The organism is Actinoplanes philippinensis (assembly GCF_900113015.1).
In the GTDB taxonomy this organism is placed as follows: domain Bacteria; phylum Actinomycetota; class Actinomycetes; order Mycobacteriales; family Micromonosporaceae; genus Actinoplanes; species Actinoplanes philippinensis.
Genome location: NZ_FONV01000006.1, coordinates 166258 through 187159, shown reverse-complemented (window position 1 = coordinate 187159; position 20902 = coordinate 166258). Strand labels below are relative to the sequence as shown.

The following is a 20902-nucleotide window of genomic DNA, read 5'->3' as shown; positions in this document are numbered from 1 at the left end:
CCGATCACATGACCGAGCTCAGTCGTCATGGCTGGTCTCCCGATCCGCCGGTCACCGTCAACACCTGGGTGACAACCTCGATCTGTGCCTTCGTCGGAATGGCCGGAAACGAGCATCCGCTGCGTTCGCCAGGCGTGATGGTGAGCAGCAGGTCGGACAGGGCGGGCTCGGCCGTGGCCAGTTCCACCTCGTCCTGGCGCAGCCCGGCGTTGTTCTGGGTACGGGCGGCCTCGTCGAGCCGTACCCACACCGCCGGGTTCGCCTGCAGCCGCCGGAAGAAGTCGGGGAAACGCATCCGCAACGCCAGCAGGATCGCGACCTGCATCAGCCGGTCCCGGCTGGGTTGTGAATGGAGCCGCAGGGTCGCCGCGGTGAGATTGAGCGCTGACACGAACCGCCGGATCCGCCGCGGATTGTCGCCGAACGCGCTCTCGGCGAGTTGCCACAGAGCGGGGTCGCCGCTGAGTTCGGTCACCACGGAATCCTGCAGTTGCCGGAACACTGCCTCGAACCGCACTTCCGGCAGGTGATACGGAAAATGGATCAGCTTTTCGAGATATTGACGGCCGCGAGCCTGGTCGCCGTCGACGCGTTTCGCGGCCGCCGCCGAAATCACGTCGAAATCCATGGCGAGGACAAAAACGCAGGAGGCCTCGCCGAGAAAGAGTTTGAGGGCGTCGAGGACCGCGATGGCGGTGTCGCCATGGCACCGGTCCAGGTCGTCGACGAACACGACGAGACGACCACGGTCACCGAGGAAGGTCTGCACCACCTCGGCGAAGTCCGTCTCGAAGTGATTGATGTGCCGGTAGTTCTCGACGCCCCGGCTCTGCCAGGCGTCGCGGACGTTCGTCAGGTCGTCGCCGTCGACAAGGCCCGCGGTCAGAGGCCCGGCAGCGTGCCGTAGCAGCAACCAGGTGGCGGTGCTGCTCAGGCGGCGGGCCTTGGCGGCGAGATCGTGGCGCCGGCCGTCCGGCTCGCCGGCGACCTCGGTGAGAATCGTCTGGATCAGCGCGTGCCAGATGGCCTCTTTGTCGTCGTACTTCCACGGGTTGAAGGCGATCGTGGGGATGCCGCGCTGCTCCAGCATGTCGCGGCAAATGTTCAGAAAGCTGGACTTGCCTGTTCCCCAAGGGCCGAAGACACCGACGGTCAGCGGCAGGTGGACGGCAGCCTGAACGGCGTCGCAGAGTACCCGGCCGTGCGTACTGAACCCGAATTGGTCGTCTCTCCGGCCGGTCACCGGATTGTCGGTCAAAAGCAGCGGCGGATCAGCGATGGTATGCATGAGGCGCTCCGGAGGCGTGCGGATGCCTGACGATACTGCTGCCGGTCGGAGAATGTTCGTGGGAACCGAATATTTCTCGCATTATCGGTTCAAGAATGCACCCGATCGGTGGAGTATCAGCGCAGGGCGACGGTGAAGGCGGCCACGTGGACCCGGCCGGCGATCTGGAACTCGGCGAACAGGCGGTAGCGGCCGGGACCCGGCGGGGTGAAGGCGAAGACGGCGGCGCCGGCCGGGGAGTCCGGTTCGGCGTGGGTGTGCTGGTACGCCACGTCGCCCTCGCGGAACGACACCAGGTGACCGGCCGCGCCCAGGTACGGTTCGAGGGTTGCCGGAGCGCCGTCGGCGGTGGTGACCCGTACCGTGGCGCCGTCCAGCCGTACCGTCAGATCGTCGATCTCCACCCGCGTTGCCGGCGCCGGGAGGGGGAGCGGGGCCTGATCGCCGGCGACCGTCAGGTCGACGCCCACGGCGACCGGCAGCGGATTGCCGCCGACGACCGCGGTGAAATCGGCGATCGCCCGGTAACTGCCCGGCTCCGGCAGGGTCAGGCCGACGCTCCACGTGCCGTCCGGGGCCATCGTGGGGTGCAGGTGCTGGAAGCCGGTCAGGTCGCGGCGGATCACGATCAGGTGCAGGAGCCGCTCGTGCGCCATCGTGTAGGTGGTGATCGGGGCGCCGCCGGCGGCGACGATCCGGAACCGGAACGAGCCGGCGCGGCCGGGCCGGAAGGCGGTCGTGTCGGTGGCGAGGGTCAGTCCGGCCGCGGTGCGTGCGAGACCGGCCGTCTCCCCGGCCCCGGTGCCGGCTGCGCCGTGCTGGTGGGCCGGCGCGCTGGGCACGTAGAAGACCGAGTCCGGCGTCGGCGCGGTCCCGGCGGCCGGCGGCGACGGGGCGGGCGCGGTGAACCGGCCACCGACGAATCCGGCGAGCAGGGCGATGCCGAGGGCGGCGCCGATCCGGAATCCGGCCCAGCCGCCCGGGCCGTCGTCGTCGCTGTCGGGCACCGGCACGGCACCAGACTGGGTGATGACCCGGCGGTCGCGTCGCCGATTCGCCGATTCCGTCCTTGACGCATGCCGTTATGGGAATATGATGGCCGCCGTGGCACGAGCAGCGACGACGTCGGACGCGTTCAACGCAATCGCCGAGCCGCAGCGCCGGGACATCCTGGCGCTGCTGCGGGCGGGGGAGTGGCCGGTCACCGACCTGGCCCGCGAGCTGGGCATGAGCCAGCCGCGGGCCTCCAAACACCTGCGGGTGCTGCGGGAGGTCGGTCTGGTCCGGGTCCGCGAGGCCGGAAAGCAGCGGTGGTACGGGCTGGACGCCCGCGGCCTCCGGCCGGTCCACGAGTGGCTCGGCGGATTCGAACGGTTCTGGGCCGGCAGCTTCGACCGGCTGGACGCATACGTGCAGGACCTCAAACAGGAGGCGGAGTGACAGGCGCACAGCACGACCGGGAGATCGTGATCTCCCGGCTCATCGACGCACCACGAGAGCTGGTGTTCACGGCGTTCACCGAGGTCCGGCACCTGTCGCGATGGTGGGGGCCGGAGGGTTTCAGCACCACCACGCAGTCCTTCCAGTTCGGTGAGGGCGCCGCGACCCGCCTCGAGATGCGCACCGTCTTCCCCACCCGGGAGCAGCGTGACCGGGCGGTCGAGAAATACCACGCGATCGAGGGCGGGCGGCAGACCCTCGAACACCTGGCGGCCTACGTCACCGGGAGTCTGCTGTGACGCGCGGCAAGGTCTTCTTCAGCGTGTCGATCTCACTGGACGGTTATGTCGCGCCCGTCCCGGCGCCGGTCGACAACATCTTCGCCAAGGACAATCAAGACCATCCGGAGGTACGGCGGTGGATGGCGCAGTGCGGACCGGCGCGAGCGTCATGGGCCGGCGGATGTTCGACCTCGGCGAGCAGTCGTGGCCGGAGAACGCGCCGTTCCACACCCCGGTCCACGTCGTCACGCACCACCGGCGCGACCCGTGGGAGCGGCCGGGCGGCACGACCTTCCACTTCGTCACCGACGGCATCGAGTCGGCGCTCGACCAGGCCCGCGCGGCCGCCGGTGACCGTGACGTGCGCATCGCGGGCGGCGGCGAGACGATCCTGCAGTACCTGAACGCGGGCCTCGTCGACGAGTTCACCCTCGCGCTGTCGCCGGTGCTCCTCGGCGCCGGCACCCGCCTCTTCGAGGGCATCGACACCTCACGGGTCGAGCTGGAGCAGATCCGCTCCGAGCCGTCCGAGCGCGTCACGCACCTGACCTACGCGGTGCGCCCACGGATCCGGGCGTGACCCGCTAGGCTGCCCCGCTGTCGTGTGACTGCGGACGGGGGGCGGGCGATGAGTGTGGACGGACGGCTCGGTGAGGTTGGGGCGGCGTACGAGCGGGCGGTCTTCGGCGGTGACATCAGCCGGCTGGCCGCCGCCGAGCGCGGGCTGGACGTGGTGGAGGCCGACGTCGCGCTGGCCCGTGGCCGGATCCTGCACGCCCGCTACCTGGCCGCGCGTGCCGCGGGCTCGTCACCGGCCGAGGACCCGGCGGAGCTGCCGCTGTTCGAGCGTGCGGCGGAGCTTTACCGGCGGGCCGGGGACGTGCGCGGCGAGGGCGCGGCGCTGTTCTGGACCGGATGCCTGCACCAGGTGATCCGGCGCGACGACGACGTGGCGGTTCCGTATCTGGAGCGGTCCCAGCGGCTCGCCGCAGAGACCGGTGACCAGGCCGTCGAGGCGGAGGCGCTGCGGCATCTCGGCATCGCGGCGCACGCGGCCGGCCGGCTCGACGACGCACGCTCCCGGCTGGAGGAGTCGGCACGGCTCTGGCGGGAGGCGGGAACCCCGGAGGGGGTGGCGGCCAACATGGTCGGGCTGGCGTACATCGCCGCGGCGCAGGGCCGCGTGACCGATGCGATGGCGATCCTCGACGAGGCGTACGCCATCGCGGCGCCGCGAGAGGCGTACGCCATCGCGGCGCCGCGAGAGGCGTACGCCGTCGTGGATCAGATCGAGCAGGCGCGAGCCGGGATCCGGGCGTGACGGGCGCGGCCCGGACCCGGCATCCACTGTGCCGGGTCCGGGCCGCGTCGGATCACTGGGCGTAGATGTACTTCACACCGGCGACCGGGGTGAGCCAGCGGTACGTGGTGGTGGACGGGTCCGGGAAGTTCCACTCCGAGACGTAGATCCGGTTGCCGTCGATCTTCTCGACCCAGGCGGCGTGGCCGTACTGGTAGCCGGCGCCGTTCTGGCCACCCTCGAAGGTCACGATGCTGTTGACGCGGGGGGTGGAGCCGGTGGCCCAGCCGTTGGCGGCCGCGCTGTCGGCGAGGTGCTGCGCGTCACCGAACGCCTTCGGGTACACGCCGGTCAGCTTCTTGAAGCGGTCCAGCACGTAGTAGACGCAGGACCCCTCGTACCCCTCGTTGTAGTCGATCGTGGCACCACGCGTCGCCGGCGGCGTGGAAGGCGCCGGAGAGGTCGGGGCCGGCGTGGACGGAACGGGCGTGGACGGAACGGGCGTGGACGGGGCGGGCGTGGACGGGGCGGGCGGCGTCGTGGTGGAGCAGGTCGCCTCACCACGCAGGAACCAGCCGGAGCGCCGGATGTCGGTGTGGTAGCCGGGAACATAGCCCTTGACCGGGGCCGTGATGTGGTGCCAGACGGTCTCGCGGCGGCCGCTGCGCACGACGACGCCGCAGTCGATGGTGATCGCGGTGCCGTCGGCGAGCCTGGTCCCCTGGGTCGGAGCGGTGGTGCGCGGGTCGCTGACGACGCGGGTTCCGTTCCCACCCGTCCCGGCCACGTGGTAACCGGTGATGCCGGCGGCCTGCGCGGGAACGGCGAAGCTGACGGCTGCACCCGCGGCGACGGCTCCCAGCGCGAGCGACCGGGTCAGCAGACGGCGGAGGCGGGCGGCGGCGGTCTCGATCACGTCGGTGTGCAGGTTCGTCATACGGGGTCCTCCTGTCGAGAGGCCGGATCAGTGCGATCCGTGCCGGTCACTCATCCAGTTCGGCGCGCGGCGCGGGACGTTGGTTCGATCCACGGGGTGACCCGGTTGCCGATCGGGTAGCGGCCGCCCGGGGCGGCGGCGATCGCACAGGGGTGCGGCTGCCGGACACCGATGTGGACGTCCTGGTCGCCCGGCGCACTGGTGTGACCGCGACATTGAACTCCTGGGTTCAGTGTCATAAGGTGAACCACATGGTTCAGCAAGCGGTCCTGGACCGGGTGTTTGCCGCCCTGTCCGACCCCACCCGCCGCGGCGTGCTCGTGCGGCTCGGCGAGGGCCCGGCCACCGTCGGCGAGCTAGCCGAACCCACCGGCATGACCCTGACCGGCATGAAGAAACACGTCCAGGTCCTCGAGGACGCCGGCCTCGTCGTCACCGAGAAGGTCGGCCGCACCCGGCAGTGCCGCCTCAGCGCGGCGCCACTCGACGACGCGATGGCCTGGATCAGCTTCTACCAGCGGCTCTGGGCACGACGCCTGGACGGACTCGACGCCTACTTCACCATGTGTACCGAACCTGAGGGGGACAAGAAATGACCTTGGAGATGCGTACGGCACGACGACTGCCCGCCACACCGGAAGAGGTGTTCGACGCGTACACCGACGCCGAGAAGCAGAAGATCTGGTTCAGCATCCTCGACGAGACACCCGGCATCGTCGAGATCGAGGTCGACCTGCGCGTCGGCGGTGTGCAGACCGCGGTGTGGGGTCCCAGCCCCGACGTGCTGTTCCGGGAGACCCAGACGTTCCTGGAGATCGACCGGCCACATCGGCTGGTCACCGAGTCGGTCGGCGTCAGCCCCGACGGGCAGACGATGACCACCCGCATCGAGGTGTCCTTCGAGGCCGCCGACGGGGGAACGCTGATGACGGTGGTGCAGAGCGGATTCCCGGCGCCCGAGGTCCGTGACTTCTTCGCCGCCGAGGTGTGGGCCGGAGCGCTCGCCCGCATCGAGGCGTTCCTGAGCCGCCGGGCCGCCGCCGATGTCTAGGGTCGCGGTCGTCGCCGCGGCCGCCGGCGTCGCGGCGGCCGTCAACCTGGTCGTCCACCTGGGCGGGCGGCTGGCCGGCGGCGACTTCCGGTTCACCACGCCGTCGGGCCCGGCCCGGGTGGACGCGGTGACCGTCGCCGGGTTCAGCGTGATCCCGCTGGTCGCCGGGCTAGCCGTGGCCGCGCTGCTGGCACCCCGCGCGGGCTGGGTGGTCCGGGCCGCACAGATCGCCGGGCCGCTGCTGGCGGTCGCCACCATCGCGGGGATGACCCTGCCGGCCGACTTCGACACGATCAGCACGGTCAGCCTGGCGCTGTGCCACCTGACCCTGGTCCCGATCATCGTGGTGGCGGCCGCGGCCCTCGGCCGATCCCGTGTCACCGCGGAGGCGGTGCCGTGATCTTGCCGTAGACGTCCTTGGCCACGATGCGCCCGTCCCGTACCCGATAGACGTCGACCCCACGCAGCACCGTGCCGTCCCCGGCCGGCTGCCACTGCCACTCACAGACGGCCCGCTCGCCGCTGGCGAAGACGTCCCCGAGGACCGGCCCCTCACCGAAACCGCCCTCCTCGGCGTCGCTGTCCCCGGCGCTGCCCTGCCCGGTTACGCCCGAGCCGACCCGCTCGGTGGGGGAGTGACTGATCTGCTCGGTCCGGGTGGGGCCGATCTGCTCGGCGAAGACGGCGATGACCGCGTTCCGGCCGTGCGCCGTCCGGGCCGGGCCGTCCCAGGCGTTCGGGCAATACACGACGTCCTCGTCGAGCAGCTCCGACAGCGTGGCCAGGTCACCGCGCTGCCAGGCCGCGTTGAATCGTTCGATCAGCTCACGTGTGTCCGTCACGACAGCCGACGATAGACGTCCGGCGAAATCCCGGCCGTCAGTCAACGGCCGAAGGCTCGCCGAACCAGCTCGTCAGTGCCTCGGAAAGACCATGCGTGCCGGCCCAGGCGAGATGACCGTCCGGCCGTACCAGCATCCCGTCGAACCCCTGTCCGCTCTGCGCCGCTGCCGTATCGGTCCCGGTCGAAGGCAGGCCGGTCCGGACCGAAACCGGATCGGCCTGGGAAAGAGCCAGGTCGGGCTGGGCGGAGGTCAGGTGGATGCGGTTGGCCCAGCCCGCTGGGATGCCGTGCAGCCGCTGGTCTGGGGTGAGGTCGATGAGGACGGGGCGGGCGTCGTTCAGCAGTGTGGACAGGCCGCCGAGATCGGGCGCCCACGTGCCGGTGAGTGGATGCGCGTACGGGCCGGCCTCGTAGCGCACGTCGAGATGCAGGATCCGGTCGAGGACGTGGCGCAGCGTGTCGTCGTGGGCTCCGACGAGTTCGCCGATCACGTCGCGCAGCGCCCCCGCGTCGTCGCCGGGGGACAGGAGCAGGCCCTGGGCCCGGGTGAACGCCAGCATGCGGGCGCCGGCCGGGTGGCGTTCGGTGTGGTAGGTGTCGAGTAGCCCGGGTGGCGCCCACCCGGTGATCTCGGCGGCGAGTTTCCAGCCCAGGTTCACGGCGTCCTGCAGGCCGGTGGTCACACCGGGCCCGCCTGCCGGAAGCTGGATGTGGGCGGCGTCGCCGGCGACGAACACGCGACCCGCCCGATACCGGTCGGCCTGGCGGGCGGCATCGGTGAACCGCGACAACCAGCGCGGCTCGGTCATGGCGAGGTCGGCGCCGATGACACGGCGCACGCTGGCATCGAGTTCGTCGAGCGTGAGCGGCGTGTCGTGGTCGACGTCCCGCCCCCACTCGGTGGTGACCACCCGGTGCACGCCGTCACCCAGCGGGATCAGGGCGAAATGGCCGTTTTCGGTGCGGGTCATGCCGGGCGCGACACCGGGCGGCGCGGCCAGGACCACATCACCGAACCGCGACAACTGACGGGCCGGTGTGCCGGGAAACCCGATACCGGCCTGCTTGCGCACGACGCTGCGGGCCCCGTCACAACCGACGACGTAGCGGGCGCTCATGCGGTAGGCCCCACCATCATCCGCGCGGACGTCGATGGTCACGACCCCCTCGTCCCGGCCGCCGCCGATACCATCTCGGCCACTGTCGAGGCCGGTCCGACCGCTGTGGAGACCCTCCCGAGCGCTGTGGAGACCGTGCCGGCCGCCGTCGGAACCGTGCCGGCCGGCGTCGGAACCGTCCCGGCCGCCGTCGGGGCCGGACCGGCCGCCGTCGAGGCCGTCGCCGCCGGTGCCGTGGAGGGCGACGGCGCTCTGGGCGAGACCGGTGACCTCGTGACCGCGCCGGATGTCCACGCCGAGTTCCCGCGCGCGGTCCTCCAGCACCCGCTCCACCTCGGCCTGCCGTACCGGTAGATACGGCGGATAACGCCCTTCCGGAGCAGAGTCCAGAAGCCGCCCCACATCGAGCGGAATGCCCCCGAGATGGGCGTATCGCGCGAAGCCGCTCGCCGGCACGGGTCCCGGATCGAATCGGTCGAGCAGCCCTCGGGACTGCAGGATCTGCACGGCCCGCCCGGAGAGCCCGAGTGCCTTGGACAACCCGCTCGGGGCGGGCCGCTGCTCCAGCAGGACGACCTCAGCCCCACCGAGCCGCAGCTCGCAGGCAAGCATCAGACCCGTCGGCCCACCCCCGACAACCACCACGTCAACGGTCACACCACACCCCGTCCAGTCGATTCGGAAGCCTCAGCCGGCTCGGAAGACCCGATCTATCCGGAAAGTCGCCCCGGTCCGGGAGGTCCGGGAAGTCCGGCTGGTTCGGCTGGTTCGGCAGGCCCGGCCGGTTCGGAAAGTCGCACGGATCCGGCAGGCCCGGCCGGACCGGGAGGCCTGGACGGGCCGGCAGGCCCGGCTGGTGAGGCAGGCCCGGCCGGTTCGGAAAGCCGCACGGGTCCGGCAGGCCCGGCCGGACCGGGAGGCCTGGACGGGCCGGCAGGCCCGGCTGGTGAGACAGGCCCGGCCGGTTCGGGAAGGCCGGCCGCGACCTGTTCAAGCGCGTCCCGAAGGACTGCCGGAAACGCCTCCCGCGCCCCCGACCGCAGCCAGTGGGTGAACGCCACCCGAACCGTCCCCACAGCCGCGGCGGCGACAAGACGCGGATAGATGTCCTGACGCCCGATCCGAAGGCCGACCGCTTCACCGAGCGCCCGCTCCACCACGGCGAACGCCTTCAGTTGCTCGCCGAAGAGCGCCCGGGGAGCGACCATCTCCCGGGCCGCCGCCACGTCAGGGGACGGCCGCCCCGCAAAGGTGTCGACAACCGCCGTGATCACCGCGGTCCACAGCGGCTCGGAGGCGGGCCGGGCGTCGAGCGCGGCCACCGTCTGCATGGCCCGCTCCTCGGCGGAGGCGAGGAAGACCTCCTCCTTGGTGGCGAAGTAGTTGTTGAACGTCCGGGTGGAGACCCCGGCCTCGGCCGCGATGTCCTCGACCCGCACCTGATCCCACTCCCGGGTGGTGGCCAGCCGCAGCGCCGCCTGCCGTAACGCTTCCTTGGTCGCCTGCTTCTTGCGTTCGCGCAGCCCTGGGTCGTCCGTCATGCGGCCACCGTACGCCGAACTTGCAGACATCTGCAAGTTTTCAGGTGCCTGCAATTATTGACAGCTCAGGAGCAGCCCCCTAATTTGCTGCTGACCGCGACACCACCCGGGGAGGTGAGACCCATGACCGTTGTATCGATGTGGGTGCTCCCCGTCCTGTCCCGGTCGGGCGATTGACGTAGTTGTCGCCGGGAGCGCCCCGCACTCCCGAGAGGCAACACCGATGGATTTCGACGTGATCATCGCCGGGTGCGGCCCGGCCGGCGCGATGCTCGCCGCCGAGTTGCGGCTGCACGACGTCAGCGTGCTCGTCCTGGAGCGCGACACCGAGCCCTTCTCCCCGGCCCGCATCGTCAGCCTGCAGATCCGCAGCATCGAGCTGATGGCGATGCGCGGGCTGCTGGAGCGTCTGCTGGCGCACGGGCGGCGGCGTCCGGCCGGCGCCTACTTCGCCGCGATCGACAAACCCGCGCCGGCGGGCTTCGACTCGGCGTACGCCTACCTGCTGGGCATCCCGCAGCCGGTGATCGTCCGCCTGCTGGAGGAACACGTGGCCGACCGGGGTGGCCAGGTCCGGCGTGGGGTGGCGCTGACCGGTCTCGATCAGGACGACGACGGGGTGACCGTCGAGACGTCCGGTGGCGAGCGGCTGCGTACCCGCTGGCTCGTCGGCTGTGACGGCGCCCGCAGCGCCGTCCGCAAGCTGCTGGGTGTCGGTTTTCCCGGCGAGCCGGCGCGGAACGAGACGCTGATGGGCGAGATGGCGGTGGCGGAGATCCCGGCCGGGGTGGCGGACCGGCGGTTCATGGTCCGCCCGTCCGCGGACGGGCTCCACCGGGTGATCGTCCCGGGCGTCGGGGTCGTCGATCGTACGGAGCCGCCGACGCTGGACGACTTCCGGCGGGCGTTGCGGGCGATCACCGGCTCCGATCTGGGGGTGCACTCGCCGCGCTGGCTGTCGAGTTTCGGTGACGCGACCCGGCTGGCCGACCGGTACCGGGTGGGGCGGGTCCTGCTGGCCGGCGACGCGGCCCACATCCACCCGCCGATCGGGGGGCAGGGCCTCAACCTGGGTGTTCAGGACGCGGTCAACCTCGGCTGGAAACTGGCCGCTCAGGTCCGTGGCTGGGCGCCGGACGGCCTGCTGGACACCTATCAGGCCGAGCGGCGGCCGGTCGCGGAGGACGTGCTCGATCTCACCCGGGCCCAGACGGCTCTGCTGGCCGACGAGCCGGGCCCGCGGGCGGCGCTGCGGCTGTTCGCCGAGCTGATGGACGTGGAGGAGGTGAACCGGCGCCTGATCGAGCGTACTTCCGGGATCGGCATCCGCTACGACCTCGGGCCGGGCCCGGATCCGGTCGGCCGCCGCCTGCCGGACGTCGCGGTGCGGGGCGGCCGCCTCTACGACCTGCTGCATCAGGGCCGTGGCCTGCTGCTGGACCGCACCGGAAGGCTGACCGCCGGCGTCTGGTCGGACCGCGTCGACCATCACGCCGACGCCACCGCGGAGTTCGACGCGCCGGCGGTCCTGCTGCGGCCGGACGGCTACGTCGCCTGGGCCGGTGACGATCAGCGCGAACTCGATGCCCGGCTGGGCCACTGGTTCGGGTAGGGGCTTGAGCGGTCGCTCAAACGGTGTAATCTGCTGTTTGAGCGACCGCTCAACACCTAGCGGAGGCAGCCGGATGAGAACCCCACGCATGGCGAGCGTCATCGAGCGACGCCTGCTCGTGAACTACCGCACCGACCCGGAGGTCACCGCGCGCCTGTTGCCCGCGCCACTGCGCCCGCAGGTGGTCAACGGCTGGGCCGTCTCCGGCATCTGCCTGATCCGGCTGAGCGGCGTCCGTCCGGCCACGGTCCCGATGCCGTTCGGCGTGCGCAGCGAGAATGCCGCTCACCGGATCGCCGTCGAGTGGGACACCGCGGACGGCGTCGCGCACGGCGTCTACATCCCACGCCGCGACACCGGCTCGCTGCTCACCACCTGGGCTGGCGGCCGGATCTTCCCGGGTCACCACTCCCGCGCCCGCTTCGACGTGCGCGAGACCGCCGACGAGCTGCAGATCAACATCAACGACGACACCCAGGGGGTACGGGTGGAAGCTCACGTCCGTACCACCCGGGCCCTCACCGGCAGCCACCTGTTCACCGGCGCGGCCGAGGCGTCGGAGTTCTTCCGCCGTGGCTGCGACGGCTTCTCCGCCACGCCCGACCCGGACCGTCTCGACGGCGTGCGGCTGAGCAGCGGGGAGTGGCGCGTCACACCGGTCGAGCCGGTGTCGGTGCGGTCCAGCTTCTTCGACGACCCGGTCAACTTCCCGCACGGGACGGCGATCCTCGACTGTGGCCTGGTCATGCGCGACCTCGCCGCCGAGTGGAGCGCGCTGCCGCCGATGGCGGTGCGCCCGGCCGCCGTCGCGAGCCGATGAGGGCGGTCATCGCCGGGGGCTCCGGCGCGCTCGGGCAGCGGATCGCCCGTGACCTGATCGGCCGCGGCCACGACGTGGTGGTGCTCAGCCGGTCGGCGACGCCGGTCCGCTGGGGCCGCCACGTGCGCTGGGACGGGCGTACCGCCGGGTCCTGGGCCGCCGAGCTGACCGATGCCGTGCTCATCAACCTCTGCGGTGAGCTGGTGTTCCGGCGGGCGACACCGGCGAACATCGCGCTGCTCACCACCTCCCGCACCGAGCCGGCCCGGGCCCTGGCCGCCGCGTGCGCGACCCTGGATCGGCCGCTGCCGCTGCTGCTGCAGATGAGCACCCTGGCGATCTACGGCGACGCCGGTGAGCCGGTGCTCGACGAGAGGGCGCGGCCCGCCGACGGCCCGCCGCAGATGGCCGGCGTCGCCCGCGCCTGGGAGGAGGCCGCCGCCGGGATCACCGCGCAGCGCCGGGTCACCTTGCGCACCGGCATCGTCCTCGATCCGGGCACGCCCGCGTTCGACCGGATGGCCGGGTTCGTGCGGTGGGGGCTCGGCGGGCGGATGGGCAGTGGCCGCCAGTGGGTCAGCTGGCTGCACGCCGACGACCTGTGCGCGATCGTGCGGCACTGCGTCGACGATCCGGAGATGTCCGGGATCGTGCACGCGACCGCGCCGTTCCCGGTGCGTAACCGCGATCTGATGACGACGTTGCGGCGGGCGCTGCACCGGCCGTTCGGCTTGCCGAGCCCGGCGCCGGTGGTCCGTTTCGGATCAGTGTTCCTCGGCGCCGACCCGATGCTGGCGCTGACCGGCCGCCGCTGTGTCCCGCGGCGGCTGCTCGACGCGGGCTTCACGTTCACCCACGCCGACCTGGAGTCGGCCGTGACCGACCTGCTCGACCGCCGGGCGGCGCCGGCCGGCGCCGCCCGCTAGGCCGTCGACGGCTCAGGCGACCTGCTGCCACCAGGCGTCGATCTCGGGCGGGTTGTCCACGTCGACGCGCTCGCCGGGCCGGGGGATCGCCAGCCGGACGCCCCGGGCCTTCGCCTCACGCCAGGTGCGGTCGGCCGGCTCCGACCACTGGTGCGGCGCCAGGTCGAAGGTCGCCCAGTGCACCGGCACCATCAGTCCGCCGCGCACGTCGACGTGGGTGGCGACCCCGTCCTCGGGCACCATGTGGATGTCCGACCAGTCCTGGCCGTACGCCCCGACCTGCACGAGGGTGGCGTCGAACGGGCCGTGCTCCTGCCCGATGGCGGCGAAGCCGGGGAAGTAGCCGGTGTCGCCGGAGTAGAAGACCTTGCGCGTCGGCCCGTTGATCACCCAGCTGGCCCAGAGGGTCTCGTCGCGGCTCAGCCCGCGGCCGGAGAAGTGCCGGGCCGGGGTGGCGATCAGTTCCAGGCCGGCGACCCGGGTCGACTCGTTCCAGTCCAGCTCGGTGATGCGCGACTCCGGCACGCCCCAGCGCTCCAGGTGGGCCCCGATGCCGAGCGGCACCACGAACATGGTGGTCTGCAGGTCGGCCAGGATCTGGATGCTGGGCATGTCGAGGTGGTCGTAGTGGTCGTGCGAGATCACCACGGCGTCGATCGGCGGCAGGTCACGCAGCGCGACCGGCGGCTGGTGCAGGCGGCGCGGCCCGGCCAGCGGGGTGGGGGAGCAGCGGTCGCTCCACACCGGGTCGAGCAGGACACGATGACCCTCGATCTCGACCAGGGCGGTCGAATGCCCGTACCACGTGATGTGCAGTCCCTGAGCGTCGCCGCCGGGAGGGGCCTCGACCAGCGGGACCGGGTGGTGCGGCCGCCGGGCGTCGCCGCCGGTGAAGGCGGCGACAGCGACGCGGGGTACGGCCGACAGCGAGATGCCGGTGCTGGTGGGGACGTTGTTGCGGAACCGCCCGCCGGAGTACTGCGGGGAGGCCTCCATGCGGGCGCGGCGGGCTCCGGTGGCCTTTCCGCCGATCTGTGCGGCGATGTTGAACCGGTTGTCCATGAGCGGCGACTCCTTCTGCTGGGCCTGTCCGTCAATCGGCCGCGATGGCGAGGCCTGTAGGCTGCTCCAAATGTAGGCAGCGATAACAATGTAGTCAACGCACACAATGTGTTCGTCGCCTACATCACGCTAGGATGGGATCATGAAAGCTCGGCCGTACCATCACGGAGACCTCCGCGCCGCCCTGCTCACGCTCGCCGAGGACACCCTGCGCGCCCGCGGCCCGGCCGAGCTGTCGCTGCGCGAACTGGCCCGTGAGGCGGGGGTCAGCCCGGCCGCCCCCAGCCGGCACTTCAAGACCAAACAGGCGCTGCTCGACGCCCTCGCGATCGAGGGATTCCAGCGCCTCACCTCGGCCATGGACGCGTCCCTCGACCGGGTCGGGGAGAGCTTCGGCGCCCGGCTGACCGCTGTCGCCCGTACCTATCTGGGCTTCGCCGCCGCCAACGGCGCCCTGCTCGAGTTGATGTATGGGCGCAAGCACGACCCCGACGCCAGCACCGAGCTGATCACCGCCATGCACCGGCTGAAAGACCTGGCCACCGACCTGATCGCCGACGGTCAGCGCCGGGGCGAGGTCCGTCCGGGGCCACTCGACCTGATGTCGCTGCCGCTCTTCGTCGCCCTGCAGGGGCTCACCCAGCTGGCGACCAGCGGCGGTTTCCCCGCCGACCAGATCGAGGCCGGCGTCGACGAGACGATCGCCTTCATCCTGCGCGGATACGCCCCGTCCTGACCTCCGGCGTCAGCTGAGCCGCAGGCAGGTCCGCAGCTGATCGAACGCTCGGTCGGCCCCGCGGACGCCACGGGGCACGGTGCCGCCGCCGGGTGGTCGAGTCCGCCGAGATCGTCACCGCCGAAACCCGGGGGACTGCACCGGCCGTACGTCGTTCTGACGTCATCCACGACGAACCCCTGCCCGGCCCGCTCGCCGGCACCCCGTTCTAGGCGCGGGAGAGGCGGCTGCTCAGGTACAGGGAACACCCGGCGTAGCAGGCCCAGACCGGCAGCGGGAACACCGCGACACGTTCCATGCCGCCGACACCCAGGCCCATTCCCTGCTGTACGAGGAACAGGACACTCCCGGCGAGGCCCAGCAGGCCGAGAGCCGCGGTGGCCGGCCGCAGCCGCGCCGGCAGAGTCCCCTCACGGGCACACCCGGCGACCAGCAGGCCCGCATTACCGCACCCGAAGACCAGCACCGCGCCGAGCAGGTGCAGATTCTCGTTGCTGTCCGCGGGGAAAGCCCCGGCCAGGCCCAGCCCGGCCGCCCCGAACGCCATCAGCCACCAGCCCCAGCGGACCGCCCTCCCCGGCCCCCGCACCCGCCGGCTCAGCACCAGCCCGGCGATCAGCAGTGCCGCCGTCAGCACGAACGCCGCATTCATGACGTCGTGCCAGGGCGAGCACACGTACCGGGGACGGGTTGGTGTCCCAGACACCGCAGGACACGTTCCCCAGATCACTGATGTTGTTCGTCGCCCAGCTGAAGCCCGGATCGTCCCAGGCGAGCCCGACGACGACATTCGCGGCCAGGAACAGAGGGGCGGCGGCCGCCCAGCAGAGGGCGCCCACAGTGGACACGGCGGAAGGTCGCATGCGTCTGAGTAGATCAACGGCGATGCCGCGCGGGCACTACGGCAGAACACCGTGATCCCGGTAGGGCTAGCCTCACCCCGAGCCTGGCGACGGACACGAGGGATGGGCGAGATGCGGAGATTGTGGATCGCTGTCGGCACGAACCTGGTGCTGGGTGTGCCGGGGATCGTCTCGATCTTCCTGACCTACTACTACCTGGGCAACGGACCCCTGGCCGGACTCCACTGGCCGGTCCGGGAGCCGACCGAGAACGACGGCCTGCTCGCCCTGTCGCTGACCCTGGTGCCGGTCATCCTGGGGTCCGCGCTCATCTGGGTGGGCGTCAACTACCTGCTGTGGCGAAACGCGGACGTCCCCGCACGCTGGTTCTGGCCGGCGTGCGCCCTCGTCGCCGCGACACCCTTCCTCGTCGTGACCTCACTCTGACCGATCGCCGGACACCCGCGGCCGGACGCACGGCTACCATTCACGCACACCGACGACTGCGAAGGCATCATGGCCGGCTACTCGAACACTCCGCTGTACCGCAAGCTCGGCATCAAACCGGGTCACCGGGTCGCCCTGCTCGACGCGCCGGCGGGCTTCGCGGGCAATCTCGATGGCCTGCCCGAGGGAGTGGCCGTCCGGCCCGGTCTGGCCGCCGGCGCCCCGACCGACGTGATCGTGCTGTTCGTCACCGAGCGCCACGTGCTGCAGACCCGCCTCGACGAGGTCCGGCGCGGCATGGCACAGGACGGCGGCTTCTGGGTCGCCTGGCCGAAACGGGCGTCGAAGGTGCCCACCGACGTCACCGAGGACGTCGTCCGCGAGGTCGCGCTGCCGACCGGATTGGTCGACAACAAGGTGTGCGCGATCGACGAGATCTGGTCGGGCCTCCGGTTGGTCATCCGCCGGGAGCACCGCATCCCCGCCGTTCGGTGATGCCGGCCGCCGCTGACGACCGGTTCATGGTGTCCGCCTCCGATGTAGGGCCGCCTCCACATCGTTTCCGGGATCGTCGTGCCTGCCATCCGTCAACGGATGGACGACTGCGTCATCATTAGGGCGCTTGCCTCGCCGGGCAGTGCTCCGACTGCCGCGGCCCCACGGGTTAATCATCGTTGTCTATGATCTGAGCCGCACGATGTGAAACAGGGCAACGGGGGCTTTGGCGTGCGACAGGTTCGGAGTGTGTCGGCAATGGCCGTCACGGGTGCGACTGCGGCGATCGCGGTGAGCGGCGCGTCCGCAGAGCGGCGATGAGCCTGTCGAGGCGGCTGTGAGCTACTCCGGTGTCTCGGGCGGGATGTTCGAGGACGTCGAGTAGGACAACGCGGTTCTGGTCGATGAGCCGGGAGCATGCTGTTCGGCGGCATTGCTCGAAGTCCCGGCCTGCTTCGCGGATCGACCACTCAGGTCACTTTTCTACGGGGGTGCAACACATGTCCTTGGTTCGTCATGGCCGAAACAGGCCTGGCAGATGGTCGCGATTGCTGGCTACCACGGCAGTCGTGGTGCTGGCGGCGGAGCTGATCTCGCCGCCGGCGGCACGCGCGGAGGAGGAGTCGGCTGACATCAGCATCAGCGAGGTCCGTGCGTACGCCACGGATCTGCTGCTTTTCGACGAGACGAACGTCGCCAGGGCCGCCGAACTGGCACTTGTCGGCGGCGACGACGCGATCCGCGACTTCATGCCGAACGGACTGTCGGCCGCGCAGGACCTTGACGAGCAGGCGGAGATCGCCCGATACATCGGTCTCGGCGGCTCGGCGATGCGTTCGGCCGGCGAGGCCGCATTGGCCGGTACCCCCGCCGATCGGCATGCGTTCCTGGTCTCCGGATGGCGCAAGGCCTGGGAACGTGACGAGCGGGTCCGGGTCGGGCAGGTGTCCGCCAACGGCGGGCCCGAGGTGCAGAGGCTCGCGCAGGTGGCGCTCAGCGGCACGCCCGCCGACGTCAGCAAGTTCCTCGACCAGGACCAGTATGTCGCGCAGCGCCACGACGACAGGGTCCTGGTCGGACAGATGTCGGCCGGTGCCGGTCCGAACCTGACCGCGGCCATCCAGGCCGCACTGTCCGGTACCGATGAGGACCTGCAGGAGTTCCTGGACTACGGCCAGAACGTGGCTCGTGCGCGCGACGCCGAGCTGCAGACGGTGTCTCAGCTCGCACAGCAGGCCAAGGAGGCCAGCCAGCTGGCCGCGCGTGAGACGCAACTGGCCAAGGACGCCGCGGCCACCGCGGTGGAGACGGCACGCCTGGCGAAGGCGGCTGCCGAGCTGGCGGCGCGGGAGACGGCCGCGGCCAAGGACTCCGCGATCAAGGCGGCCAGCGCCGCCCAGCGGGCCGCCAAGTCGGCCGGTCGCGCCGCTGAAGCCGCGCAGACCGCGGTGCGGGCGGCCAACGCGGCCAACGCGGCAGCGCGTACGGCATCGTCGGCGGCGTCTCGCGCGGCGACCGCGGCGGCTCGCGCCGGTGACGCGGCCAGCCGAGCCGACCGGGCCGCTTTCGACGCGGCCACCGACGCGACCAAGGGCGAGGCCGCGAACCAGGCCGCGCAGAACGCCCGCGCGGTGGCGGCCAGCGCACGAGTGGCCGCTGCCGCCGCCGGTCAGGCGAAGATCGCCGCGGAGGCCTCCGCGGAGGCGGCCCGGTACGCGGACGGCGCGGTGAACAACTCCGACGCTGCTGCTGCCGCCGCGACCGAGGCCGCCGGGCACGCCGCGGCGGCCGGCGCGGACGCCACGATCGCGGAGCAGGCCGCAGCCAAGGCACGCCGTAAGGCGGCGGAGGCCCGGAAGGCCTCGGCCGCGGCCCAGTCGTTCGCCCGGCAGGCGGCCGACGCGGCGGGCAAGGCCCAGCAGTTCGCCAACGACGCCGCCACCCACGCAGAGCGGGCGGCGGCCGCTGCCGAGGAGGCGGCCCGCAACGCGGGTAAGAGCAGCAAGGCGTCGGCCGAGGCGGAGAAGCACGCGAGCAATGCGATCAAGGCCTCGGAGGTGGCCGTCGCGGCGGCGACCGAGGCTCGCCGGGTGGCTGACCTCGCACGCGTTGCCGACCAGGCTCGCATCGACGCCCAGATGACGCAGAACATGCTGGCTGCCGAGGACGCCCGCGAGGAGGAGCAGGCCCAGCTCGCGCAGGAGCGCTGGGACACGGCCGAATCCGCGCAGCGGGACGCGGCGACGCAGCAGCTGCTGGCCGACGCCCGCGCACCGGGCACGCCGGCGGAGACGGCTGTCACGAAAGGCAGGCAGGCAGCGGTCCGGCTGGTCAGCACGGGCGGCGCCTGGAGCAGCGCCGCCGCGCGTACCGCACTGGCCGGAACCGACGCGGACGTGCTCGAATTCCTGAACTCGGGCCTGCCGATGGCCACCGAGCAGGACGACCGGGAGACCGTCGGGGTCATCGCCGACACCGGCGACCGCCCCGGGCTGCGCGCCGCGGCCGCCACCGCCGCCGCGGGCTCGATCGACCAGGTGCGGGAGTTCCTGCGTACGCAGAACTACCCGGACAAGGTACGCGACGACCGCGTGCAGGTGGGCCAGCTGATGACCGCTGGAGGGCCGGCCATGCAGGCGGCCGGCCAGGCCGCGCTCAACGGCACCCCGCAAGAATTGGCCGCATTCCTGCGCACCGGCCAGTACGTGGCCGCGGATCAGGACAATCGGATCGAGATCGGCCGGATCATGACCGCGGGGGGACCCGAGGTCAAGGCAGCCGGGCAGGTCGCCCTTTCCGGGCCACGGTCGTACGCCAAGCACTTCCTGGGCTCCACGCGGTTCAAGGCACAGCAGCGCGACGAGGAGGCTGCGGCACACGTCGCCAAGATCGAAGCACTGATCTCCGACGCCGCGAAGAACGCCGCGACCGCCCGCCAGCAGGCGGCCAGTGCGGCACAGGCCGCAGCTCAGGCCCGTAACGCCAGTGACGCGGCCAAGACCTACGAGGCCATGGCGAAGCAGGCCGCGGCCGACGCCAAGACGTATGCGGAGAACGCGCAGCGGTCGGCCGACGCGGCCAAGAAGTCCGCCGAGCAGGCTGCCGCGTCGGCGCAGACGGCGAAGGCGGCTGCGGCCCGCGCCCAGCAGGCCGCCAACGAGGCGACAGCCTCGGCACGGCGGGCCCGTGCTTCCGCATCGGCGGCGCAGGCCAGCGCCGACTTCGCGCAGCGACGGGCCGCGGACGCCAAGAAGTCCGCCGAGGCCGCGCTGAAGAGCAAGGAGGAGGCAGCGAAGGCGGCGCTCGACGCTTTGCGGATCGCGGTCACGCTGCGTCAGCAGGAGGAGGAGAAGCGCCGGGCCGAGTCCCGCGAAGCCATCCAGCAGCACTGTGGTGACATCCGCCTGTACATGATGGGGATTCGCTGCGAAGGCGACGAGCTTCTGGAGGCGATCGACAAGGACACCAACTTCTGCACCCTCACGTTCGGGGATGACGCCGCGGCCTGTGAACAGGTCATGCCGCTGTACCTCGACAAGCTCAAGCGGGACTCGGAGCAGACTGTCCTGATCATGCACATCGTGCTGACGGTGTGCGGGTTCATTCCGGTGGTCGGAGAGCCGTGCGACGCGCTGGACGCCATGATCTCGTTCATCGAGGGGGACAAGACCGGAGCGGCGGCCGGCATGCTGGCCATGATTCCGGGCGTCGGCTGGCTTCCGGGCGCCAAGAAGGGCCTCGACCTCTTCCGTAAGTTGAAGAACTTCCGCAAGGGCGAGAAGGCCAGCGGTACCGTCTGGGACAGCGTCAAGGGCACCCAGCCGCCGCTGCCCAACTCGGGCGGCCTGCCGAAGTCCTTCGAGCTGAAGGCGGGCAACACCCAGATCTGGGTACACGGGAACGTCACCGACCACTACGCGGAGGCGATCAAGGGCTGGCAGCGTCAGGGCCTGTCCCCGGAACGCGTTAATCTGAACGTCCAGCAGATGCTGACGAGCATGCAGGCTGCGGTGGCCGAGGCTACCAAGAACGGTGTGCCGTTGAATGAGTTGATCAAGGTTGGTGGCTGGGAGTTGAAGTTCAGCAAGCGGGACACGGACAAGTTGCCCGCTCTCGTTCATGGGAAGCCGACCAGTTGACCGGGCCGATTTCCGTACCCATC

At 71.3% G+C, this 20902-nt stretch carries 21 protein-coding genes and 1 pseudogene; 14 read left to right on the top strand and 8 right to left on the bottom strand.

Annotated features, from left to right (window positions below):
- Nucleotides 1-25: 25 nt before the first annotated feature.
- Nucleotides 26-1288 carry a KAP family P-loop NTPase fold protein gene (locus BM290_RS17140; RefSeq protein ID WP_093615118.1) on the bottom strand — a complete coding sequence of 421 codons (1263 nt, stop codon included), beginning with the start codon at nucleotides 1286-1288 and terminating at the stop codon, nucleotides 26-28.
- Nucleotides 1289-1404: 116 nt separating this feature from the next.
- Nucleotides 1405-2301, bottom strand: coding sequence for a hypothetical protein (locus BM290_RS17135; protein WP_239143446.1), 897 nt, complete (start codon nucleotides 2299-2301; stop codon nucleotides 1405-1407).
- A gap of 91 nt (nucleotides 2302-2392) precedes the next feature.
- Here BM290_RS17135 and BM290_RS17130 point away from each other — a divergent pair, with 91 nt between their 5' ends.
- From BM290_RS17130 to BM290_RS17115, 4 genes and pseudogenes are all read left to right on the top strand, one after another.
- Nucleotides 2393-2728 (top strand): ArsR/SmtB family transcription factor, encoded by a 336-nt coding sequence (locus tag BM290_RS17130; protein ID WP_093615736.1) that lies wholly within the window; start codon nucleotides 2393-2395, stop codon nucleotides 2726-2728.
- Nucleotides 2725-3027 carry an SRPBCC domain-containing protein gene (locus tag BM290_RS17125; protein WP_093615116.1) on the top strand — a complete coding sequence of 101 codons (303 nt, stop codon included), beginning with the start codon at nucleotides 2725-2727 and terminating at the stop codon, nucleotides 3025-3027. The genes BM290_RS17130 and BM290_RS17125 overlap by 4 nt, the downstream gene beginning before the upstream one ends.
- A 133-nt stretch (nucleotides 3028-3160) precedes the next feature.
- Nucleotides 3161-3589, top strand: a pseudogene (locus BM290_RS17120) (dihydrofolate reductase family protein); the annotation flags it as partial.
- A 48-nt stretch (nucleotides 3590-3637) separates the two neighbouring features.
- Nucleotides 3638-4330: a tetratricopeptide repeat protein gene (locus BM290_RS17115; RefSeq protein ID WP_093615114.1), complete on the top strand. Its 693-nt coding sequence runs from the start codon at nucleotides 3638-3640 to the stop codon at nucleotides 4328-4330.
- Between the two features lie 52 nt (nucleotides 4331-4382).
- Here BM290_RS17115 and BM290_RS17110 read toward each other — a convergent pair whose 3' ends face one another.
- On the bottom strand, nucleotides 4383-5246 hold the full coding sequence (locus BM290_RS17110) for a CHAP domain-containing protein (protein WP_093615112.1): 864 nt from the start codon (nucleotides 5244-5246) through the stop codon (nucleotides 4383-4385).
- 251 nt (nucleotides 5247-5497) lie between these two features.
- Here BM290_RS17110 and BM290_RS17105 point away from each other — a divergent pair, with 251 nt between their 5' ends.
- From BM290_RS17105 to BM290_RS17095, 3 genes are read left to right on the top strand one after another with little or no spacing between them, the layout of a single operon-like run.
- Nucleotides 5498-5842, top strand: coding sequence for an ArsR/SmtB family transcription factor (locus tag BM290_RS17105; protein ID WP_093615732.1), 345 nt, complete (start codon nucleotides 5498-5500; stop codon nucleotides 5840-5842).
- On the top strand, nucleotides 5839-6297 hold the full coding sequence (locus tag BM290_RS17100) for an SRPBCC family protein (protein WP_093615110.1): 459 nt from the start codon (nucleotides 5839-5841) through the stop codon (nucleotides 6295-6297). Before BM290_RS17105 ends, BM290_RS17100 begins: the two co-directional genes overlap by 4 nt.
- Nucleotides 6290-6697 (top strand): DUF6069 family protein, encoded by a 408-nt coding sequence (locus BM290_RS17095; RefSeq protein WP_093615108.1) that lies wholly within the window; start codon nucleotides 6290-6292, stop codon nucleotides 6695-6697. Before BM290_RS17100 ends, BM290_RS17095 begins: the two co-directional genes overlap by 8 nt.
- Here BM290_RS17095 and BM290_RS49145 read toward each other — a convergent pair.
- Genes BM290_RS49145 through BM290_RS17080 form a run of 3 tightly spaced genes read right to left on the bottom strand, consistent with a single transcriptional unit; the run spans nucleotide 6675 to nucleotide 9800 of the window.
- The gene (locus tag BM290_RS49145) at nucleotides 6675-7139 is read right to left on the bottom strand and encodes a nuclear transport factor 2 family protein (protein ID WP_239143445.1); all 465 of its coding nucleotides are present in this window, start codon (nucleotides 7137-7139) and stop codon (nucleotides 6675-6677) included. The genes BM290_RS17095 and BM290_RS49145 overlap by 23 nt on opposite strands.
- Nucleotides 7140-7176: 37 nt before the next feature.
- Nucleotides 7177-8916, bottom strand: a complete 1740-nt coding sequence (locus BM290_RS17085) for an FAD-dependent monooxygenase (RefSeq protein ID WP_143133789.1) — start codon at nucleotides 8914-8916, stop codon at nucleotides 7177-7179.
- A gap of 53 nt (nucleotides 8917-8969) precedes the next feature.
- Nucleotides 8970-9800, bottom strand: a complete 831-nt coding sequence (locus tag BM290_RS17080; protein WP_093615104.1) for a TetR/AcrR family transcriptional regulator — start codon at nucleotides 9798-9800, stop codon at nucleotides 8970-8972.
- 223 nt (nucleotides 9801-10023) lie between these two features.
- Between BM290_RS17080 and BM290_RS17075 the strand changes: the two genes are divergently transcribed.
- From BM290_RS17075 to BM290_RS17065, 3 genes are all read left to right on the top strand, one after another.
- Nucleotides 10024-11412, top strand: a complete 1389-nt coding sequence (locus BM290_RS17075) for an FAD-dependent monooxygenase (RefSeq protein WP_093615102.1) — start codon at nucleotides 10024-10026, stop codon at nucleotides 11410-11412.
- 73 nt (nucleotides 11413-11485) lie between these two features.
- Entirely contained in the window at nucleotides 11486-12232 is a 747-nt protein-coding gene (locus tag BM290_RS17070; RefSeq protein ID WP_093615100.1) for a DUF2071 domain-containing protein, read from the top strand.
- Nucleotides 12229-13158, top strand: a complete 930-nt coding sequence (locus tag BM290_RS17065) for a TIGR01777 family oxidoreductase (RefSeq protein WP_093615728.1) — start codon at nucleotides 12229-12231, stop codon at nucleotides 13156-13158. The genes BM290_RS17070 and BM290_RS17065 overlap by 4 nt, the downstream gene beginning before the upstream one ends.
- A gap of 12 nt (nucleotides 13159-13170) precedes the next feature.
- Here the strand turns inward: BM290_RS17065 and BM290_RS17060 are convergent, their stop codons facing one another.
- Entirely contained in the window at nucleotides 13171-14220 is a 1050-nt protein-coding gene (locus BM290_RS17060; protein ID WP_093615098.1) for an MBL fold metallo-hydrolase, read from the bottom strand.
- Between the two features lie 142 nt (nucleotides 14221-14362).
- Between BM290_RS17060 and BM290_RS49760 the strand changes: the two genes are divergently transcribed.
- A complete protein-coding gene (locus BM290_RS49760; RefSeq protein WP_093615096.1) occupies nucleotides 14363-14956 on the top strand; it encodes a TetR/AcrR family transcriptional regulator in 594 nt (197 codons plus the stop codon).
- Nucleotides 14957-15164: 208 nt separating this feature from the next.
- On the opposite strand, the gene BM290_RS17050 is transcribed toward BM290_RS49760, so the two are convergent.
- A complete protein-coding gene (locus tag BM290_RS17050) occupies nucleotides 15165-15662 on the bottom strand; it encodes a DUF998 domain-containing protein (protein WP_239143444.1) in 498 nt (165 codons plus the stop codon).
- 268 nt (nucleotides 15663-15930) lie between these two features.
- Between BM290_RS17050 and BM290_RS17045 the strand changes: the two genes are divergently transcribed.
- From BM290_RS17045 to BM290_RS17035, 3 genes are all read left to right on the top strand, one after another.
- Nucleotides 15931-16245, top strand: a complete 315-nt coding sequence (locus BM290_RS17045) for a hypothetical protein (protein WP_143133788.1) — start codon at nucleotides 15931-15933, stop codon at nucleotides 16243-16245.
- A gap of 69 nt (nucleotides 16246-16314) precedes the next feature.
- The gene (locus tag BM290_RS17040) at nucleotides 16315-16740 is read left to right on the top strand and encodes a DUF3052 family protein (RefSeq protein ID WP_093615092.1); all 426 of its coding nucleotides are present in this window, start codon (nucleotides 16315-16317) and stop codon (nucleotides 16738-16740) included.
- A 569-nt stretch (nucleotides 16741-17309) separates the two neighbouring features.
- Complete coding sequence (locus tag BM290_RS17035; protein WP_177319759.1) at nucleotides 17310-20879, top strand: ALF repeat-containing protein; 3570 nt, start codon at nucleotides 17310-17312, stop codon at nucleotides 20877-20879.
- Nucleotides 20880-20902: the final 23 nt, after the last annotated feature.

Excerpts from the sequence above, each read along its gene's own strand:
- BM290_RS17095 (WP_093615108.1), top strand. The coding sequence starts at position 6,290 with ATGTCTAGGGTCGCGGTCGTCGCCGCGGCCGCCGGCGTCGCGGCGGCC.
- BM290_RS17080 (WP_093615104.1), bottom strand. The coding sequence starts at position 9,800 with ATGACGGACGACCCAGGGCTGCGCGAACGCAAGAAGCAGGCGACCAAG.
- BM290_RS17100 (WP_093615110.1), top strand. The coding sequence starts at position 5,839 with ATGACCTTGGAGATGCGTACGGCACGACGACTGCCCGCCACACCGGAA.
- BM290_RS17075 (WP_093615102.1), top strand. The coding sequence starts at position 10,024 with ATGGATTTCGACGTGATCATCGCCGGGTGCGGCCCGGCCGGCGCGATG.
- BM290_RS17040 (WP_093615092.1), top strand. The coding sequence starts at position 16,315 with ATGGCCGGCTACTCGAACACTCCGCTGTACCGCAAGCTCGGCATCAAA.
- BM290_RS17110 (WP_093615112.1), bottom strand. The coding sequence starts at position 5,246 with ATGACGAACCTGCACACCGACGTGATCGAGACCGCCGCCGCCCGCCTC.
- BM290_RS17045 (WP_143133788.1), top strand. The coding sequence starts at position 15,931 with ATGCGGAGATTGTGGATCGCTGTCGGCACGAACCTGGTGCTGGGTGTG.
- BM290_RS49760 (WP_093615096.1), top strand. The coding sequence starts at position 14,363 with ATGAAAGCTCGGCCGTACCATCACGGAGACCTCCGCGCCGCCCTGCTC.
- BM290_RS17060 (WP_093615098.1), bottom strand. The coding sequence starts at position 14,220 with ATGGACAACCGGTTCAACATCGCCGCACAGATCGGCGGAAAGGCCACC.
- BM290_RS17105 (WP_093615732.1), top strand. The coding sequence starts at position 5,498 with ATGGTTCAGCAAGCGGTCCTGGACCGGGTGTTTGCCGCCCTGTCCGAC.
- BM290_RS17115 (WP_093615114.1), top strand. The coding sequence starts at position 3,638 with ATGAGTGTGGACGGACGGCTCGGTGAGGTTGGGGCGGCGTACGAGCGG.
- BM290_RS17070 (WP_093615100.1), top strand. The coding sequence starts at position 11,486 with ATGAGAACCCCACGCATGGCGAGCGTCATCGAGCGACGCCTGCTCGTG.
- BM290_RS17065 (WP_093615728.1), top strand. The coding sequence starts at position 12,229 with ATGAGGGCGGTCATCGCCGGGGGCTCCGGCGCGCTCGGGCAGCGGATC.
- BM290_RS17140 (WP_093615118.1), bottom strand. The coding sequence starts at position 1,288 with ATGCATACCATCGCTGATCCGCCGCTGCTTTTGACCGACAATCCGGTG.